We start from the raw sequence: 17467 nt of genomic DNA on the forward strand, positions 1-17467 counted from the left end.
TGAGCCGCATGAGCCTTTTCATCACCTGCCCGGTCGAGAGCGCGACCGCCTTCTATACCGCCCTCGGCTGGACCCTCAACGCCAAGATGTCCGATCACAACGTGTCATGCTTCGCGATCGCGCCCGAGCAGTACGTCATGCTCGGCAGCCGCGAAATGTACGCGAGCGTCGGCGGCGCCGAGGAGCTGGTCGGCGGACCCGACACCCCCTCGAAGGTCACGGTTTCATTCGACCTCGGCAGCCGAGAGGCGGTCGACGAGATCACCGAACGCGCCCGCGCCGCTGGCGGGCGGATCGGTGACACCGACGATTACCCCTTCATGTACCAGCGCCAATTCGACGACCCCGACGGCTACCACTACTCGCCGTTTTGGATGAAACCGGACACCGATCCGACCGCGTGAGCAACCTCGCCGCGGCCCTCGACATCGTTGGAGCACGGTGGGCCCTGCTCATCGTGGAGCGGCTGCTCGACGGGCCACAGCGCTACGGCGATCTGCAGCGCGACCTTGGAGTGCCGACTAACATGCTCGCGAACCGCCTGCGCGAGCTCGAAGCGGCGGGGGTACTGTCCCGTCTCCCCTTCCGGCACAACGCCCGGGCCTATGCGCTGACCGATCGCGGGCTCGCCTTGCGCGAGGCGATCATCGCGCTAGCACGCTGGGGCAGCGATGAGGCCTAGGCGTGGCGCGCTATCGCGATATGCTGCGACGAGTTGGCTGGGCTCTGCCCCTGCAACACGTGGGCGGGCTGGATCCGTAGAGGCGTAAAGGGAGTTGAGTTGGCGGTAGAGGGTTCGGGCGATGTAGCGCTTGAGGGATCTGCGGATTTCGCGGTAGCTGCGGCCTTCTTGGGTGCGTTTGGTGACGTAGTCCCGCGTTCCGGGGTCATGGACCATCCGGGTCATGGTGATGGTGTGCAAGGCTCGGTTGAGGCGTCTATCACCGCCCCTGTTGAGCCGGTGACGGACAGTGTTACCGCTTGAGGCTGGCAAGGGACTCACCCCTGCCAGTGAGGCGAAGGCGGCTTCGCTGCGAACCCTTCCTGGATGCGACCAGGCTGTCAGGACAGCATCGACTGTGACAGCCCCGGCGCCGACCATCTCCAACAGCGGCGCCGCGGGGCTTTGCTGGATCAGCTCTGTCATGCGCTTGTGGTTCGCAGCCAGCTGGGTGGTCACTTCGAGAACGCGGCGCGCCAACCGAACTGCTTCCCCGCGCGCGATCGATAGTTCGATCTGCTCCTGTCGTTCCCGCCATCTGGTAATCGTGGCGATCTGGGCTGGAACCAGAGGTTTACGAGCGTCGATTCCCAGATCATGTGACCGGAGGAGGGCGATGAGTGCATCGATGTTCATTGTTCGGTCCCGGGTCAACTGATCCCGGGCTGCGCTCAGGATTCTGAGTCCGGCACGGGTTCCTTCATCCCGGCGCGGGGCTCGAAGCTGGGACTCCTCTATGGCCAGGACTGCGGTTCCGATGGCGGCGGCGTCCAGCGGGTCGGATTTGCCGATTCCTCGGCGCCCGCGGGCGTTCATTCGTGGTGCTTCGGCGACGTCATAGCCGGCGTCGGTTACAGCCCTGGCCAGACGTGCCCCGTAAGAGCCGATACCCTCAACGGCCCATAGAAAGGCCATATCGCCGTCTGCCCGTCGGCCTACCCAGGCAAGTGCGCGGGAAATCCCTGCCGAGCTGGTCGGGAACTGCTCGCACGCAATCTGTCGCGTGGTGCTGGCCTCGATGATGGCGTTGGTGTGGGTGCGGGCGTGGCAGTCCACGCCGATGACGAATGGGCGGGTCTGCGCAACGATAGTCAACGCGGCCACCCTCCTTCCCTTCGAACGGGCAAGACTGGTCGCATCACGACCGGCACTGGACCTGGGAGGAGTCACTTCGAGGCAATACTGTGATGAGCCACAACCCCAAAGGGGCTGGGCAAGCTTCTAATCAAGCCACCGTCGTGGGACAGGTCAACGCCGGCCGCTCCACCCAGCGCGGACAAGTCGGGGGAAATGCACCCTCAAGGGGGCAATTGTTTTTTCGAGTCACGCGCCAGGCAGAACGACCGGCATCAACACTGCCAGCTAGTCCCAGACCAGCCACTGCAAGACTCACAGTTGATGCTCCTATAGTCGTCAAATCCCGATTTGGTGTTGACCCTCCTGGTTTAGCTGCTCGCTCGGTCAACCATTGGCGGAAGGGCGTGTGTCATCGCGGAGGAGTCCTCGTTCCAGGAGGGAAATCTTGGAGGGCCACGGACCAAGTCCACGGGCTGCGAGGTGGTGATGGTGACGCCGAGTTTGGTGCCATTGGGCGCAGGTCAGTGTTGTTGGGGGCTGGCTGGGGGTTGATGATCTGGCGGTAGTTCTCCCGAGCTGCGTAGCGTTTGAGGCAGCGTATCGTGTCCCGTTTGCTCTTGCCCTCCGCGGTGCGCTTGTTTGGGGTGCTCCAGTGTGTCCGGCTCATGCCCCACGACATGATGACTACCGCGGCGTGCATATGGATTCACACGCTGTGTACCTCACGTTTGCGTGAGTAGGCGCGTGCCGCGCGGACTCGGTCGCCGCAACGGGTTGAGCACCATTGCCGTCGCGCGTGGGTGCGGAGGAAGAATCGCTGGCACGAGTCCGCTTCGCAGGACGCTAGAAGTGATGCCTGGTCGCCGCTCAGTAGTGAGGCGGCATCTTCGGCGATGACTGCCATGACGTGCTCGACGACCTGTGTCACGGGATGGTCGGCGCTACGGGTGAAGCCCACCGTCGGGTCGAACCTTAACAGCAGCGCGCCGGGGGCGCGGGTCAGCGCACGGTTAACAGCCTGCACTGCCTCTATTGTGGGGAGGTCTCCGGTGGTGTGCGCGGTCAAGAGGTCGCGAAGATCTGCGCGGAGCGCTGCGAGCCTGCCCCGGCAGTGTTCGTGCAGCACGGACTCCCGTGCAATGAGATCGCGTGCTAGTAGCCACGCCGCCGCAGCCTCAGGGCTGCTCAATTCGTCGTAGCGTTTGCCTGCGGGCAGTTCGCTCGCGCTGTTGACCAGCGCGAGGCAGGGATGCTCCTCGGCACCTGGTGCGGCAGTTAGCAGTGTGTCCAACATGGTTCTCATGGTATCAGTTTCATTTAACCGTGAGGTAACTGATACGCTCCAATCACGGCAAAAAGCACATGTTTCCATGAGGAGTTTGTATGCAGTTCGGAAGACCATCCGGCACGGCCCCGTTCACGCTGTCCGTGCTCTCCGCGGGCGGCACCGGTGTCGGAACGACCGCTGAGGAGGGGCTCGCGGGTACTATCTCGCTGGCGCGGACGGCGGACCGGTGGGGTTATCACCGGTTCTGGATGTCTGAGCATCATGCGATGGGAGCAACCTCGGTGTCTTCACCACAGCTGATGATCGCCCGCCTCATCAGTGAGACGACGCGCATCCGCCTTGGCACCGGAGGGGTAATGCTGCCTAACCACTCCCCGTTGCTGATCGCCGAGCAGTTCGGGATGCTGGAGGCTTTGGCCCCTGGCCGGATCGATCTCGGGCTAGGACGCGCCCCGGGCACTGATGGGGCGACTGCTGCGGCTTTGCGGCGGGGCGCGGATGCCAACGATGGATTCCCACAGCAGGTGCTCGAGTTGCTCGGGTTCCTGGGCGACGAGTTCCCTCCCGGACACCCATACCGGCACGTCCACGCGGTGCCCGGCCCCTGGCAAGCAATGGAAAACCGGGTGCCTGCGCCCTCGACCGCTCCGGAGGCGTGGGTGCTGGGCTCCTCGCCGTACTCAGCGCAGCTGGCCGGGCAGCTCGGCCGACCGTATGCGTTCGCGTTGCAGTTCGGCGACGCTGACATCGACACGGCCATGCGTCTCTACCGTGAGAGCTTCCAGCCCTCCGAGGTGCTCGCCGAGCCACACACCCTCGTCAGCGTGCCCGTGGCGATCAGCGACGACCCTGCCGAGGCGAAACGGCAGGCGGCAACGTCGGCGATGGCGATGCTGCGCATGTTCAAAAACGAGGGCTACCTGCTCCTGCCTCCGGACGAGGTCGAGGCCTACCAAGCCACGACGCAGGAACGGCAGATCCTCGACGCCTACACAAGCCGCAGCTTCCTCGGCACCGCCACTACTGTCGCCGACCGTCTCGAAGCCCTGCATAAGCGCACGGGCGCCGACGAGGTGATGCTCGTCGTCGGCGGCCACTCGGCAACCCTCGACCAGCGCGGGATTACCCTGATCGCCGATCACTACGCACTGCCCCACCTGGAGTCACCGCTTTCGCCCGCCCTGCAGTAGCACCCATACCAACTTCGCACACGTTCACAACCACCCCTTGAAGGAGAACCCCATGACCGCACCGCACCGAGCCCTGATCGTCATCGACGCCCAACAGGAATACTTCGACGGACTCCTCCCGATTCAATACCCGGCCCGGGATGAATCAATCGCCAGCATCCAGACCGCGATCAACACTGCCCAGCAAACCGGAACGCCTGTCGTGCTCGTCCAGCACGAACTCCCGGCAGAAGCCCCGGTCTTCGCGTCCGGATCGGCGACCTGGCAGAACCACCCCGAAGTAGCCGCCCACGAGAACGCCGCAACCAAGCGCATCAGCAAGCAGTTTTCCAGCATCTTCGCCGGCACCGAACTTGAAGCCTGGCTGCGGGAAGAAGGCATCGACACGATCACCCTCGTTGGCTACATGACAAACAACTGTGTGATCGCCTCCGCCGCGGCCGCCGAGCCCTTCGGCTTCGCCGTCGAAGTCCTCTCAGACGCGACCGGAGCAATCGACCTCGCTAACGACGCCGGCACCGCGCCTGCACGCCTGGTCCACGAGACCCTCATGGCGCTGCTGCACTCGAACTGGGCCGCCGTCACCGACACCGCGACTTGGACCGAAGCCTTGCGTACGAGCGTTGCGCTGCCCAAGAGCGACCTCATCACCTCCGCCGCGCAAGGCCGCAGCTCCCGATAGAACACCCGCCCGCCCTCCCGGGACGAGTAGCTTTCCGGACTCTTCGCACTCGCCCGGTCCAATCTGCCTCAAACCGGAATTTTGGCTGTTTCCTTGGCCAGCCATTCGCGGTAACTCGTGGCAAGTGCATCGTTACGGACAAGGCCTCGTTCCAGACTGGAAATTTTGGAAGGCCAATGACCGAGCTCGCGGGCTGCGGTCGTAATAGTGAAACCGAGCTTGGTGCGCATCTGGCGCAGGTCGGCGTTGTTTGGTGCTGGCTGAGGGTTGGTGATCTGGCGGTAGAGTTCCCGGGCTGCGTAGCGTTTGAGACACCGCATTGTTTCTCGTTTGCTCTTGCCCTCCGCGGCGCTTGGACACGTAGTCCTTAGTCCGCTGGCACGAGCCCATGCGGACCAGTACCACCTGATGCAGGGCACGGTTGGCATTGCGGTCACCGCCTCTGCTGAGCCGGTGACGGGTCGTTTTGCCCGAGGAGGCGGGTATGGGCGCGACCCCGACGAGGGCGGCGAACTGGGCCTCGTTCCCAAGACGGTCCGGGTTGTCCCCAACGGTGACCAGGAGCTGGCTGGCTACTTCCGTTCCCACACCTGGAAGGTCACAGAGCATCGGCGCGTAGGTATCAAGGATTTCCCGGAGCGCGGCGTCCGCGGCAGCTATTTCTGCCGCCAGGGACTGGCAGCGTGCGGCCAGTGCCTTTAACGTCAGCAGGCATACGTACTCAGGGTCAGCAATATGGCCCGAAGGTCTGGAGCGCTGGAGGGCCGTGATCATCGCTGCCCCTCCCATCCCTCGGTATTTCGCCCGGAGGTTATTCGGGGCCGACACGAGAAGGCCCTTGATCTGATTAATGGCTGCGGTACGGGCCTTCACTGCCGATGTGCGCCCGGCACGCAGGATACGCAGGCATTCCACGGGACCATCCTTGGCCTTCGGGATCGATTTGGCCCGGCCGTCGAGTACCGATTGAGCGGCCTGGTAGGCGTCCAACGGATCGGATTTGCCCTTAAGCCGGCGCGCGGCCCGGTTCGGGCGGTTCACCTCCAGCACACACAGACCTTCACCGCGCAGGGTCCTGGCGATTTCTGCGCCATAAGAACCTGTCCCTTCGACCCCTACGGCGGCGACAGGGCCGTAGCTGGTGATGAACTCCACGATCTTCCGATACCCGGAACCCACGGCCAGGAATTCCCTGTCCGCAATGGGCTTGCCATATTCGTTGATGACAGCCACATGGTGCGTGTCGGCATGGGTGTCGACACCTGCGATGACTTTGGTTGTTTCGTTTGCCAAGATGGAAAGGTGCCCCTGAGTCGAGTGTTCAATGCTGACGGAATGGGGTGCGGGCCAGGTGGGCAGACAGAACGGTAATGGGACTGGTCGAATCAGGCTCCTATGAAGTCATGTCCGCATGGCTCAACACCCCTTTGGTGCACCTTGAACCGGCGGACAGATCAACAGCAAGACAGCGCCCGAAGGCACGTCAGTTTTTTGGGGAGTCACACCGGCCCAAGAGCGTTTCCAGTATTACCGTTTTTTGGTTGCTGGCAAGCTCGCTTGCTCGGCGGCCGACGGAGCCCTGTCTACCCGCAGGGCAAGGTGCAGGAAATTCCCTCAAGGAAATCAGCGACGCAGGAGCGCCGGAGGGACATTTCCTGCACCGCAGGCCCCGACGAAGGAGGGGCTAGACGGGGTGGAGCGGACGCCTAGAATCCGAAGGACAGCAACCAAAAGACGTCGTAGACAAGACAGGGCAAGGGCGGGCCGGAGCCCTGCGACGGACAGCACTGGACCCCACAGCCGGCCGCGCCAGCGGACGCCCGTTCTGATCTTTGGCCTAGGCTGGGCGCATGAATAACACCATGAGAGCAACGCTCATTTGGTCGCTGGGGGCAGTTATTTTCTCTCTCATCGGCGTCTACACCGCACTGGCTTCCGACGGCGTTTGGTACCTGATCGGGTCCGCCGTCGTTCTCCTTCTTGCCGGTGTTGTCTTCGGGTCCAAAGCAATCCTTTCCGCGCGAACTGCCGGCCTGTCCGGCCGGCAATAGCGGGCCCATGCTGCCCCGCAAAGTTCTGCTGTTCCTCGCTGTGGTGTTCACGGTCGCCGCAGCGGGGGCGCTGGCGCTGGTGGTCCTCGATCTCGTGATCGCCCGGCCGCCTGCGGGCGATGTCTTCATTACAGTCCTCAATGCCCTGGCGGCGTTGCTGTTGTGGCGCCGGGTGTTGGCACAAACCCGGGCATGAGGAAAGGCCGGCACCGAAGTGCCGGCCTTTCGCCGTTTCCCTCTGCAAAGGAAATCTGGGTGGGCAGCGTTTCGCTGCCTGGTGGTCAGAGGTTGTGGTGTTCCTGGGCCCACCCGATGTTCGCGGGCCCGGTTGGTTCGCCGGCGGTGAGCAGACGAATTTCGATGACGTCTTCAGCCAGGCTGGGGTCGGCCGCCGGCTTGTCATCGTCGGTCAGGATGTATTCGGTTCCCATGCTCACGCTTCCTGGTCGGTGCAGTGTTCCTGGGGTTCACTGTAGCCGTGGTTTCTACACGCCAGCTGGGTTTCCGGGCTGCGCCCGCGCGAGCGTCAGGCGGCCGGCGGAGCGAAGCGGGGGAGGCCGCCCCGCCACCGGCAAAAAGGGCCGGGCCGGGATCTCATAGTGATCCCGGCCCTGTCCGTTTAGTTGTTGTGGCGCTGGTAGGAGGTTTCCGGGTCGCGGGCGACGTCTGCGACTGAGCCGCGGTTGATCAGTTCCAGCAGCAGCCCTGCCAGCCGGAACCCGGGGGCGTCCGTGTCCGCGTGCTGGAGGTACCGGCCTGCCTGGGTGCCGTTGCCTTTGAGCCATTCCAGCCACCCCATCAGGGTCAGCACCGGTGCGCGCTGGCCTGCCGGGACTGCCTTCATCAGCTCGAACGCGATGGCCTGGGCCCGGTCCACCCGGTTCCAGTCCGGGACTCCGGTGAAGGTCCCGAGGATGACGTCGGCGAAGTTGCCGTTCTGGGTGGTGATGGTCTCGCGGAACAGGAAGTCCCGGACCATCTTGTGCTGGAACGCTCCCGCGATGTTCCGGGCCGTTTCGTGGTCGGGGGTCCCGGTGCTGTCCAGCACGGCCGCCCACGCGGCGCAGGCTTCCTCAATGTCTGCTTCGGTGCCCTCCGGTGCTTGCACGGGCATGGCCCAGGCGCCCAGAAGGGCGGGGTTGTAGACGTCGATGTCCGTGGCGCTGCCGAAGAAGGTAAACGTCGCGTTGGCGTGGCTGTCGGTGATCTGCTCCAGCGGGTGCTCCTCGTCCGTGCCGAACTCCGTCCAGTGAGTGGAGGTCACGAGCCAGACGTTCCGCACGGGCATCCGGGCTGCGGCCAGCTCGGACACCAGCGCGGCGACGTGCGCGGCGTAGGGGTAGCTGTCCTGGTTCTCGTCGGTGTAGACGACGAGGTAGGACGCCGTGGCCTTCTCATCGTTGGCGGCGTGGCTGGTCAGCGTCTGCGCGTAGTTGACCGGCTCGACGTGTTCGGGGGCGTCCACGCGCAGGGTCGCGCCGAGGGCACCGGCCCGGGCGGTGAGGACCACGAAGGACTCCGAGGGTGTGATGCCCAGCAGGTGCGGGATGGTCGCCAGCAGGTCAGCGGGACCGGTGAGGTTGATCTTTTCAATCATGGTGGTGCTCCTTTTGCAGAGGATTCCGGTGGGTGGGGCGGCTCAGGTGACCGGCCAGCTTCCCCTTTCCCCCCGTTGTTTTTTGGTTGCTGGCAAGCTCGCTTGCTCGGCGGCCGACGGAGTCCTGTCTACCCGCAGGGCAAGGAACGCGGAATCTGCGGAGGAAATAAGCGACGCAGGAGCGCCGCAGCTGATTCTGCGGGCCGCAGGCCCCGACGAAGGAGGGGCTAGACGGGGTGGAGCGGACGCCTAGAATCCGAAGGACAGCAACCAGAAAACGTCGAAGACGTAAGACAAGGGCCAGGGCGGGCCGGAGCCCTGCGACGGACAGCACTGGACCTAACAGCCGGCCGCGCCAGCGGACGCCCGAAGGGGTGCGAGCCCTGCGAGCATGCCCTTCCTACTGGGGAGGGTGAGGCCATGAGTGATCGACCACCGCGTTCCGGCCGCCCACACCGTGCGCCGCACGGTGCCGGGTTGGAGTCTCCGCGGGTCCTGAATGCCCAGGCGGCATTCGTGTTGTGACGCTAGATTTCCGAACAAGCGCGGACATGAGGAAAGGCCGGCACGTGGCCGGGCCTACCTGGTAGGCAGGCCCGGCCGGACCGGCCTAGGTGTTGTGGCTGCGCCGGGTCTTGGAGAGGGCGCGGTAGGTGGTGAGGAAGGGCCTCGAACGGTCCGGGAGCTCGGGTAGGGGCCCTCCCGCCCAGCTCAACGCCCGGGGTTCCGCTACTGGCTCGCTCGGCCCTGGCCGTTCTTGTCCGGGGTTTCCGGCACGATGCGCTGCAGGAGCGCGTCGTGGGCCGTCTGCAGGGTCTCTGCCCGGGCCTCGGCCGCGGCCACCCTGGCCGCCGCGTCGGCTGCGGTGTTGCTGGCCTGCTGCTCGGCCGCCCGTGCCTGCTCCAGCTGCGCCTGGATCGCCGCGGCCTGAGTATCCATTGCGGTGACCCGGGCGGTGAGTTCAGTGACGGCGGCGTCTTTCTCGGCAGTGACCTTGTCCAGGTCCGCGACGAGCTCGGAGATCTCCAGACCCAGATCCTTCTTCTCCTGCGCCCAGACCGCTTCCGCAGCGGCGTGCCGCTCATCCGCCACAGTGGACGCCTCGGCCCAGCAGGCCCCTGCCAGACGCGCGGCCTGTTCCAGCACCGCTGCCGGCGTCGCGGCGAGACGGCCTCCCGCGGCCTGCTTCTCCTCGACCCACTCCTTCAGATAGCGCGTGGCGTCGGCGTTGCTCACACCCGCAGCCGCCCGCACCGTCGAGACGGTAGGCCGGCGCTCGGCACTGATCTGCTCCGCAGCAGCAAACACACGGTCTTTCACACTCAACGCCACGGCGACAACCTCAAAAATAGTAGGAGTAGTAGTAACAAAACTACTACTCCTACTACTTTCTGACAATACCGCCGCCGAATTCCCATGGCCCGGCGGCTCTCTCCGCTCCGCCAGGAGCTCCGGGGGGCCCGGCGGTCGCCCGGCTGCGCCGCCACGTCGCCGGCCTGCCTGGCGGGGTGGTCGTGGCAGGATGGGCTCCATCATGGACAGGCGGTTAAGGCGCGCTCCGGACGCGGAATGGGTGTTGATGTACCGGCTCGGACTGAGCCGGCAACGCATCGCTGACCTCGTGCGCGCCGAGCCGGCCACCGTCGGGTATCACCTGGTCATCGCCCGTCGCCAGGACCCGGGACTCGAGACCGCACACCACGCCGCTGTCGTGACCAGGGCCGGCGGACCCTCCCCCGCGGACCTTGCCCGCATGGAGGAGATCATCGCCTGGATTAGGGCCGAGGGCCGATTGCCCCGTGACCGCTCGCAGGATAAACGTGAACGGTCGATGGCGCGGTGGCTCTCGGATCGCCGGCGCGAAGCAGCCGACGGCACCCTCGACCCGGCATACCGGGCCGGCCTCGCCCGGGTCCCCGGGTGGGAAGGAAACCCCAGGGCAGCAGCGGATGAGTCCCGGTGGCATGACCGCCTCGCCCAGCTGGTGGACTTCCGCGCCGAAGGCAACAACTGGCCCCGCCACCACCACTACGCCTCAGAACGGGAACACACCCTCGGCGTGTGGATCCACGCCCAGCGGTACAAACACCACCGAGGCGACCTCACCCCTGACAAAGTCAGCCTCCTGGACGCCGCCGTGCCCGGCTGGCAGACCGGCCGGACCCGCGGCCGCCGCCCCCGGGTGTGACCGGAAGCTCCCGGTTCCCAGCAGCGTGACGGCCAGGGTGGCCAGTAGAATTGCCTTGGTTCTCCAGTCCCCCAGCTTGGAGAACCGGGAGCCTCCACGTTTGAGTCCTTGATTCGCGCGGAGGCTTCCTTATGCCCCACCAACAACGGTTCCGCGTCCCGACTTTCCCTCCGTACAGCGTGCCGCGCGGGCCGGGTTGTGCCCATTGGGGTCAGGTGGAGCCCTCCGCACAGCTCAAGCTGTCCCCGCTGGCGTGCAAACCGGCCCCCGCCACAGGCCCGACCTGGCGGGCGGCGGTACTTTCTGTCGGTCCCAGGAGCTAGACTAATTCGAACATATATTCGAATAAAAGGTGTGTTGTGGGCGTTCTTATTGGTCCCCGTGTGATAGATGCGGGTGCGTCGTTGTTGTCGGTGCTGATCTCTCCGGTCGCTGTCGCGGCCGGGTATCCCTCGCCCGCGCAGGACTACTTCGACGGGCGGATCGACCTGAATGAGCACCTGATCAAGGACGTCACGTCCACCTATGTGGTACGGGTGTCCGGGGACTCCATGACCGGCGCCGGGATCAGCGACGGCGACGAACTGATCGTCAACCGCGCCCTGGAACCGGTGGACGGGTCCGTGGTCGTCGCGGTCCTGGACGGGGAACTGACCATCAAACGCCTCCGGATCACGGCCACCGGGGTCGTGCTGCAGGCAGAGAACCCCGCGTACCCGGACATCCGGGTCCCGTCCCTGTCCGATCTCGTGGTGTGGGGCATCGCCACCCGATGCCTCCACCACCTCTAAGGACCCGGCCGTGTCGAAGCCTGCGGCCATGCGGCAGTTGCCGCAGATCGCGCACGTGGACGTGAACTGCTTCTACGCCAGCGCCGAGCGGGCGTTCAACCCCGCCCTGGAGGGCCGGCCCGTCATCGTCCTGTCCAACAACGATGGCTGCGCCGTCACCCGCTCCCCCGAAGCCAAAGCCCTGGGTATCGCCATGGGTGAGCCGTGGTTCAAACTCGCCCCCCGCGCCAAGGAATGGGGACTCGTTGCCCTCTCGAGTAACTACGAGCTCTACGGCGACATCAGCGCCCGCGTCATGGAACTCCTGGGCCGGTACTCCGCATGGCTCGAGGTCTACAGCATCGACGAGGCCTTCCTCGGCGTCAAAGGCACCCCGGACGAACTCCTGGCCCTCGGCCGGGACATGAAAGCCACCGTGCGGCGCAACGTCGGCGTGCCCGTCTGCGTCGGGATCGCACCCACCAAGACCCTGGCGAAACTGGCCAACAAATGGGCCAAGAACAACCCGGCCTTCGACGGCGTCTGCCACTGGGACTCCGTCCCCACCCCCGAAAGAGAAGGTCTAATGCGGCGCCTGTCCGTCATCGATATCTGGGGTGTCGCCACCCGGCTGACCAAACGCCTCAACGCCCTGGGGATCCATTCCATCCTTGACCTGTCCCGGGCGGATCCGGTGATGATCCGGGACCGCTTCTCCGTGGTCATGATGCGCACCGTGCTGGAACTGCAGGGAACCCCCTGCATCCCCATGGAGGAAGAACGTATCGGCCGGGACCAGCTCATCTTCTCCCGATCCTTCGCCACCCCCATCACCACCGCTACCGGGATCCGGCAGGTCATGAGCGTCTATGGCCAGCAGGCCTCGGCGCGGCTGGGCAAACACGGCCTCCAGGCCAAAGTCCTCACCGCGTTCGCCGGGACCTCACACTTCAACCCGAAAGACACCTCCTACCCCTCGGTCTGCGTGCCGCTCCCGATGCCCACCGCAGACCCGGTCCTGCTCACCAAGGCCGCCCACGCTCTCCTGCCCCGCATCTGCGAGGGCATCCGGTACGCCCGGGCCGGGATCATGGTCACCGACCTGCGGCCCACCGGCAACCAGGCACCCCTGGCCCTGTTCGAAAACCCGCACGAGGAACGCCACGTGGGCACACTCCTGGAAGACATCACCCGCCGGTACGGGCGCGGCTCCATCGGCCTTGGCCACGGCGGCATCCGCGGCGGGCCGGACTGGACCATGAAAGGAGACATGCTCTCCCCCCGCTACACCACCCACTGGAACGAACTCCCCCTCGTCAAAGCCGCCTAAACCACCCGCACGACAGCACCACGAAAGAACACCAACTCCATGAGCACCATCGCCGAAGCCGCCCCGCAGACCCACGACACACTGGTCCGACTCGACGCGGCAGGCAAACCCCTGGCCATCCGCCACGACGGCCAAATCTGGCTCGTCGATCCCGACACCGACTCCCAACACTGGTACGGACGGGACGCGTGGTGGGACACCCGCCGCACCGCCGCCGTCGGCAGCGGCGACCTGGTCAGCATCGAATACTGGCGCCTCCAGGTCCGTCTTGACTCGACCTCAGCCCTTCGGACTGTCACGCTGCGCCGGGACCCGCTTTCGACCCAGTGGCTGCTGGAAGACATCAGCGACGGCGGAGAGACAGCCCAAAATTGAACCGCCAAACCATCAACGACCAGACGTGGGAAGCGATCAGGGCAGAATTCACGCTGCCGACCCTGCAACAGGTATACCGCCGGCTCTCCGAACTGATGGAGGACCCGGAACCGGTCATGCGTCAGCTCGTGCGCGTCTTCATTGACGACGGGACCTTCTGCCCGGGCTTCCAGTTCCTCCCCGACGGGCAGCTCCAGACAACCGTCACGGCCCTCTTCCGACGGGCCATGGAGCTGGAGATCCCGCACAACTACTTCACCCTCTGGATGATCACCCCGTCCCGGCCCCTGGCCGGGACCCGCCCCGTCGATCACCTGAAGAAGGACCCCGCTCCCCTGCTCCGGGCGCTGGAATCCTACCGCTGGCGCTAGCGTGGCTCTTGACGGAACCAATGGGGTGCGTAGCGTGGGGCCATGGGACTCATCTACGACAACCCAGACCTGGCAGCCCTGACACTGACGCGGCTCGCCGCGGAAGAATCCGAAGGTCCCGGCGCCCTGGAAGGGCGCATGCGGAACTACCTCGACGGCCTCGTACAGCGCAACGGCACCGCGTACCTCGAACTGGTGGCCATCACCCTCGCCCGGGTCCACTTCAAATCCCTGGACGACCTGGCCCGGACCACCGGGGCCGCCGCCGAGGCACTTCTCGACGCCGCGGAAGTCGAGGCGCTAGAGGGCTCCTAGGCGCCACCCGGCATACAGTGTTCAGGTGGAAATTACCGGCACGATCCAGGCACCCGACGGCCGTCACACACCCTCCCCCCGCATTGAATTTGGGCGGGTATCTTCAGCCGTGGAGACCAGGGATTGAGGGCACGCAGCGAAGGCCGGCACCTTTTCGAGTGCCAGCCTTCACTGTTTCAGGAGCTGTTGATCAGTCTTTCGCGGCTACGGCGACTTCCGGGATCTGTGCTGAAGCAATGCATTCAGCGGCTCCTGCAAAAGGCGCGTCAGTTGGCTTCCCACTCGGCCGTCTTAGCCTCCAGCTCCACGAACCTGGCCGCCATTGTCGCGTTGCCTCGTGTGAGCTTCCTAATTGTGAGGTCTTCGGCCTTGGCGTTCGCAAGCCGCAAGTTGTTGGCCGACTTGTGCAGGGCCTCTTTCGTCTTCTCCAAGTCTTTGATCGCTTCGTCGATGCGCTTGATTGCCTCCACGAAACCGTCGGAGGCGAGCCGCCAGTTGCGGCCGAACGCGTCCTTGAAGTCATCGATCTGCTGCTCGAAGTTCGTGATATCGAGGTTCTGCGCCTTAACCAGCGCGAGCTCGGTTTTGTACTTGAGTGAGTTAATCGCGGCGTTCCGCAGCAGCGTGATCAACTGGATGAAGAACTGTGGCCGGATGACGTACATTTTCGGGTAGCGGTGAGAGACGTCAACGATCCCGGTGTTGTAGAGCTCGCTGTCGGGCTCGAGCAGAGAGACGAGCACGGCGTACTCGCAACCCTTCTCGGTGCGGTCTTTGTCGAGCTCCTTCAGGAAGTCTTCGTTCTTGTGCTTTGTCGCGGTGCCGTCGTTCTCGTTCTTCATCTCGAACATGACCGAGACAATCTCAGTACCAGCACTGTCGGAGTCACGGAATATGTAGTCGCCCTTGCTACCGGCCCGGGCATCGTTGTCCTTCTCGAAGTAGGAGAGCGGGAAGGCTGTGGCACGTATGCGGTTGAACTCGATTTCGCAGTGCTGTTCAAGGGTTTCACCGACCATCTTGGTCGACAGCTTCGCCTTCAGGTCCCGCAGTCGCTCAATCTGTTCTTCACGGTCCTTGATCTGGGTTTCGTACTTGTCCTTCAGGGACGCCTCGCCGAGCTGTTTCGCAAGTTCGGCTCGTTCGAGACCACTCTTGAATTCGTCCCGCTCCTTTTCGACAGTGCTGACTGCCTCGGTGATCGCAAGTTTCTGCACGATCTCCATGGCCTCGAGCTTCGCCGTGAGGTCTTGGATCGCGGTGTCCTTCGTCGAGGCGGCCTTCTGAAGTTCGTTGACGAGCTTCGCTTCGGCCAGCTCCACCGATGACTGTCTCTCCTGCTTCGTCTGTTCGAGCTCGTTCACGAGCGCGTCGCGCTGCTTTTCGACGGCACTAAGCGCCTCTGCTACAGCGAGCTTCTGTGTGACCTCATGGGCATCGAGCTTCGCCTTCAGCTCCTGGATCGCGGCATCCTTGGCCGCCGCAGTCTTCTGAAGTTCACTGGCGGCCTTCGTCTCCGCGAGTTCGAGGGCCGTGGCCTTGTCTTGCTCGGCCAACTCGAGCCGGTCGTGGAGCTGCTGTTCGAACTCAGCATCGCGAACCTGCTTGACGATGTCGGCGTAGCCGGCCTCATCGATAGTGAATGTTCGTCCGCAGTGCGGGCACTTGATTTCATGCATAGCTGGAACCCCAATCAGGCTATGTCGGCCTCGAAAGGCCGCACTTGTGTGCCCCTCTGGTCTTTCAGAGGGGAGAAAAATTGTCGAGATACGCCGGTCTCCGGCCTCCTGGCGGCATGCGAACCGACTGCCGGAGCGAATAGCAGCGTGCTGGGCTTGTTACGGCGCGGCGCCGAGTTGCCCGTAAGTCATTGACCCCCAAACCATCCCCCAGGGTGGCACCGTTGCGCCTTGCGTTCGCGGGGCCGGAGTCCTCCCGAGAGATTTCTAACACCTGATGTACATGTCTGTCGAGAAATTTGAGAATCGTTCCGCCCCCGAGGCGATGGAAAATCCTTTACCCGACAAAGCCGACGTTCGGCCCACACACTGGTGATGTCTCGGGAGCTGCAAACCGTCACCAGCCCCATAGGTTTTACCCAGGTATCTGGATCCGTGCGGATTCCTGCATGAGCGTGTTGGAGATCATCACCGTTGATGCGCCGGGAGCGATGTCGAAGGCGATGAAGCCCCGTGCTTTGTCACCGGGCAGGACGTCTCCGGAGGGGAGCTGGTTGTCCGCGAAGAGATCGAGATCGGCTTTGCGCCCGTTGGTGTCCTTGGCGGAGAAGTAGAAGGGATTGGAGCTGGTTTTGCCTGACTCGGTTTCCCAGAGTAGGTCCAGGAGCAGATAGCTTCCGTTCTTCGCCGGAGTGGCGAACGCGGTGGTGCTTACGCTGGCCGTCCGGACGGCGGAAAGGATCGTGATCTTGGCGATGTTGCCGTTGCTCATCTTGACACTGAACGGAACACCGACGACGGGTGCGGCAGCCGGAGGTGCGCTGGCCGGCGCGGGAGCTGCCGGAGCCGGGGCTGCGGATGAAGCCGCTGACGATGCGGCGGCGGATGACGGCGCAGCGGGGCTCACGTCACTGGCCTGCTTGGTGCCCCCCGAGCAGGAGCCCAGGGCGATGCCCAGCACCAGGACACCGGCCGGGATCAGGAATCGCTTCTTCTTGAAGAACGGCCGCCGCTGGGGCGCTGCAGTCGTGCCTGCAAAGGGCTGTTCGGAATTCTCGTGGGACATGTTGTGCCTTTCAATCGTGAATGAATGATGGGAATGCTGGCAGTTACTGTTTTTCCCATTTGCCGCACTGGGTGGACTTGAAGTCCTGCCCGCTGTTCAGTGCCACGGTGGGCCGTCCACCGCCGGGGAGGTCGTTTTCGATGATGTTGCTGCCGTTGCTTCCGGTCGCGTAGATGCCCCAGTAGCAGGAGGATCCGACGTCTGCTGCCGCCCTATAGGTACCGGCCTCGATGTCCTTGCCGACCGTCCAGGTGCCGTCACCGATGGTGTTGGCGGCTTTGGTCTTCTCGGCGCCGGTGACTGCGTCCTCGCGCACCTTGACTGCGGCTTCGGCTGTCTTCACGGCTGCATCAGCCTTCCCGACCTCTGTTTCGCGGGCCGTGACCTTGGCTTCGCGGTCCGTAATGCCGTTCTGCAACGTGTCGTACTTCGATTTCATCGACTCGTAGCTGGACTTGGCTGAGTCGCGCTCGGACTCCACGGATGCCTTCTCCCCCGCCAGCGCCGCATAGGCTTCGCTGGACGTCGGGTCCGGCAGCGTGGTGCCGACGGCGGCCGCTCCAGCGAGCAGGGCCAGGCCCGCAACTGCAGCGACAATCCGCCGTTTCCGCCCCGGCTTTGCCATTTTGCTGGCCGGTTGCGTCTCCTCCGGTAGGTCATCGGTCGGCATTCGCGCCGGTTCGTCGGTCTCGGTGTTCAACATCGTGTCTTCCTCTGTTCAGGGATGGCTGCTGAGCGGCGGCGGGATACCAGTCCCCCAATGCGTG

20 protein-coding genes and 1 pseudogene are annotated in these 17467 nt (G+C 64.4%); 12 read left to right on the top strand and 9 right to left on the bottom strand.

Going from position 1 to position 17467, the window contains the following annotated elements:
* Window positions 1-8: 8 nt before the first annotated feature.
* Both ABIB14_RS09710 and ABIB14_RS09715 read left to right on the top strand, forming a co-directional pair.
* Window positions 9-404, top strand: coding sequence for a VOC family protein (locus ABIB14_RS09710; RefSeq protein ID WP_354235673.1), 396 nt, complete (start codon window positions 9-11; stop codon window positions 402-404).
* Window positions 401-682, top strand: coding sequence for a winged helix-turn-helix transcriptional regulator (locus ABIB14_RS09715; RefSeq protein WP_354235674.1), 282 nt, complete (start codon window positions 401-403; stop codon window positions 680-682). The genes ABIB14_RS09710 and ABIB14_RS09715 overlap by 4 nt, the downstream gene beginning before the upstream one ends.
* An 87-nt stretch (window positions 683-769) precedes the next feature.
* Here the strand turns inward: ABIB14_RS09715 and ABIB14_RS09720 are convergent.
* Both ABIB14_RS09720 and ABIB14_RS09725 read right to left on the bottom strand, forming a co-directional pair.
* Window positions 770-1816, bottom strand: a pseudogene (locus ABIB14_RS09720) (IS110 family RNA-guided transposase); the annotation flags it as partial.
* 688 nt (window positions 1817-2504) lie between these two features.
* On the bottom strand, window positions 2505-3092 hold the full coding sequence (locus ABIB14_RS09725) for a CGNR zinc finger domain-containing protein (RefSeq protein WP_354235675.1): 588 nt from the start codon (window positions 3090-3092) through the stop codon (window positions 2505-2507).
* Window positions 3093-3181: 89 nt separating this feature from the next.
* Here ABIB14_RS09725 and ABIB14_RS09730 point away from each other — a divergent pair, with 89 nt between their 5' ends.
* Window positions 3182-4276 (top strand): LLM class flavin-dependent oxidoreductase, encoded by a 1095-nt coding sequence (locus ABIB14_RS09730; RefSeq protein WP_354235676.1) that lies wholly within the window; start codon window positions 3182-3184, stop codon window positions 4274-4276.
* A 52-nt stretch (window positions 4277-4328) separates the two neighbouring features.
* Window positions 4329-4958 carry a cysteine hydrolase family protein gene (locus ABIB14_RS09735; protein WP_354235677.1) on the top strand — a complete coding sequence of 210 codons (630 nt, stop codon included), beginning with the start codon at window positions 4329-4331 and terminating at the stop codon, window positions 4956-4958.
* A 132-nt stretch (window positions 4959-5090) separates the two neighbouring features.
* Here the strand turns inward: ABIB14_RS09735 and ABIB14_RS09740 are convergent, their stop codons facing one another.
* Window positions 5091-6251 carry an IS110 family RNA-guided transposase gene (locus tag ABIB14_RS09740; protein WP_354235678.1) on the bottom strand — a complete coding sequence of 387 codons (1161 nt, stop codon included), beginning with the start codon at window positions 6249-6251 and terminating at the stop codon, window positions 5091-5093.
* Window positions 6252-6808: 557 nt separating this feature from the next.
* Between ABIB14_RS09740 and ABIB14_RS09745 the strand changes: the two genes are divergently transcribed.
* The gene (locus ABIB14_RS09745) at window positions 6809-7009 is read left to right on the top strand and encodes a hypothetical protein (RefSeq protein WP_354235679.1); all 201 of its coding nucleotides are present in this window, start codon (window positions 6809-6811) and stop codon (window positions 7007-7009) included.
* A 7-nt stretch (window positions 7010-7016) separates the two neighbouring features.
* Window positions 7017-7205, top strand: coding sequence for a hypothetical protein (locus ABIB14_RS09750; protein WP_354235680.1), 189 nt, complete (start codon window positions 7017-7019; stop codon window positions 7203-7205).
* An 85-nt stretch (window positions 7206-7290) separates the two neighbouring features.
* Here the strand turns inward: ABIB14_RS09750 and ABIB14_RS09755 are convergent, their stop codons facing one another.
* From ABIB14_RS09755 to ABIB14_RS09765, 3 genes are all read right to left on the bottom strand, one after another.
* The gene (locus ABIB14_RS09755; protein ID WP_354235681.1) at window positions 7291-7440 is read right to left on the bottom strand and encodes a hypothetical protein; all 150 of its coding nucleotides are present in this window, start codon (window positions 7438-7440) and stop codon (window positions 7291-7293) included.
* A gap of 188 nt (window positions 7441-7628) precedes the next feature.
* A complete protein-coding gene (locus ABIB14_RS09760; RefSeq protein ID WP_354235682.1) occupies window positions 7629-8606 on the bottom strand; it encodes a DUF4192 domain-containing protein in 978 nt (325 codons plus the stop codon).
* A 729-nt stretch (window positions 8607-9335) separates the two neighbouring features.
* Window positions 9336-9938 carry a DNA-binding protein gene (locus tag ABIB14_RS09765; RefSeq protein WP_354235683.1) on the bottom strand — a complete coding sequence of 201 codons (603 nt, stop codon included), beginning with the start codon at window positions 9936-9938 and terminating at the stop codon, window positions 9336-9338.
* Window positions 9939-10140: 202 nt separating this feature from the next.
* Here ABIB14_RS09765 and ABIB14_RS09770 point away from each other — a divergent pair, with 202 nt between their 5' ends.
* The 6 genes from ABIB14_RS09770 (at window position 10141) to ABIB14_RS09795 (ending at window position 13955) form a co-directional block, all read left to right on the top strand.
* Window positions 10141-10794, top strand: coding sequence for a helicase associated domain-containing protein (locus tag ABIB14_RS09770; protein ID WP_354235684.1), 654 nt, complete (start codon window positions 10141-10143; stop codon window positions 10792-10794).
* 359 nt (window positions 10795-11153) lie between these two features.
* Window positions 11154-11585, top strand: coding sequence for a LexA family protein (locus ABIB14_RS09775; protein ID WP_354235685.1), 432 nt, complete (start codon window positions 11154-11156; stop codon window positions 11583-11585).
* A 28-nt stretch (window positions 11586-11613) separates the two neighbouring features.
* The gene (locus ABIB14_RS09780; protein WP_354235756.1) at window positions 11614-12894 is read left to right on the top strand and encodes a Y-family DNA polymerase; all 1281 of its coding nucleotides are present in this window, start codon (window positions 11614-11616) and stop codon (window positions 12892-12894) included.
* A 39-nt stretch (window positions 12895-12933) separates the two neighbouring features.
* The gene (locus ABIB14_RS09785; protein ID WP_354235686.1) at window positions 12934-13269 is read left to right on the top strand and encodes a hypothetical protein; all 336 of its coding nucleotides are present in this window, start codon (window positions 12934-12936) and stop codon (window positions 13267-13269) included.
* The gene (locus ABIB14_RS09790; RefSeq protein ID WP_354235687.1) at window positions 13266-13640 is read left to right on the top strand and encodes a hypothetical protein; all 375 of its coding nucleotides are present in this window, start codon (window positions 13266-13268) and stop codon (window positions 13638-13640) included. Before ABIB14_RS09785 ends, ABIB14_RS09790 begins: the two co-directional genes overlap by 4 nt.
* Before the next feature lie 42 nt (window positions 13641-13682).
* The gene (locus ABIB14_RS09795; RefSeq protein ID WP_354235688.1) at window positions 13683-13955 is read left to right on the top strand and encodes a hypothetical protein; all 273 of its coding nucleotides are present in this window, start codon (window positions 13683-13685) and stop codon (window positions 13953-13955) included.
* A gap of 266 nt (window positions 13956-14221) precedes the next feature.
* Here ABIB14_RS09795 and ABIB14_RS09800 read toward each other — a convergent pair whose 3' ends face one another.
* The 3 genes from ABIB14_RS09800 to ABIB14_RS09810 all read right to left on the bottom strand — a co-directional run bounded on the left by ABIB14_RS09800 (window position 14222) and on the right by ABIB14_RS09810 (window position 17403).
* Window positions 14222-15634: a DUF2130 domain-containing protein gene (locus tag ABIB14_RS09800; protein ID WP_354235689.1), complete on the bottom strand. Its 1413-nt coding sequence runs from the start codon at window positions 15632-15634 to the stop codon at window positions 14222-14224.
* A 415-nt stretch (window positions 15635-16049) separates the two neighbouring features.
* On the bottom strand, window positions 16050-16700 hold the full coding sequence (locus tag ABIB14_RS09805; protein ID WP_354235690.1) for a DUF4352 domain-containing protein: 651 nt from the start codon (window positions 16698-16700) through the stop codon (window positions 16050-16052).
* 43 nt (window positions 16701-16743) lie between these two features.
* Entirely contained in the window at window positions 16744-17403 is a 660-nt protein-coding gene (locus ABIB14_RS09810; RefSeq protein ID WP_354235691.1) for a PspA/IM30 family protein, read from the bottom strand.
* Window positions 17404-17467 lie beyond the last annotated feature (64 nt).

This window comes from Arthrobacter sp. UYEF3 (genome assembly GCF_040546245.1).
GTDB lineage: Bacteria > Actinomycetota > Actinomycetes > Actinomycetales > Micrococcaceae > Arthrobacter.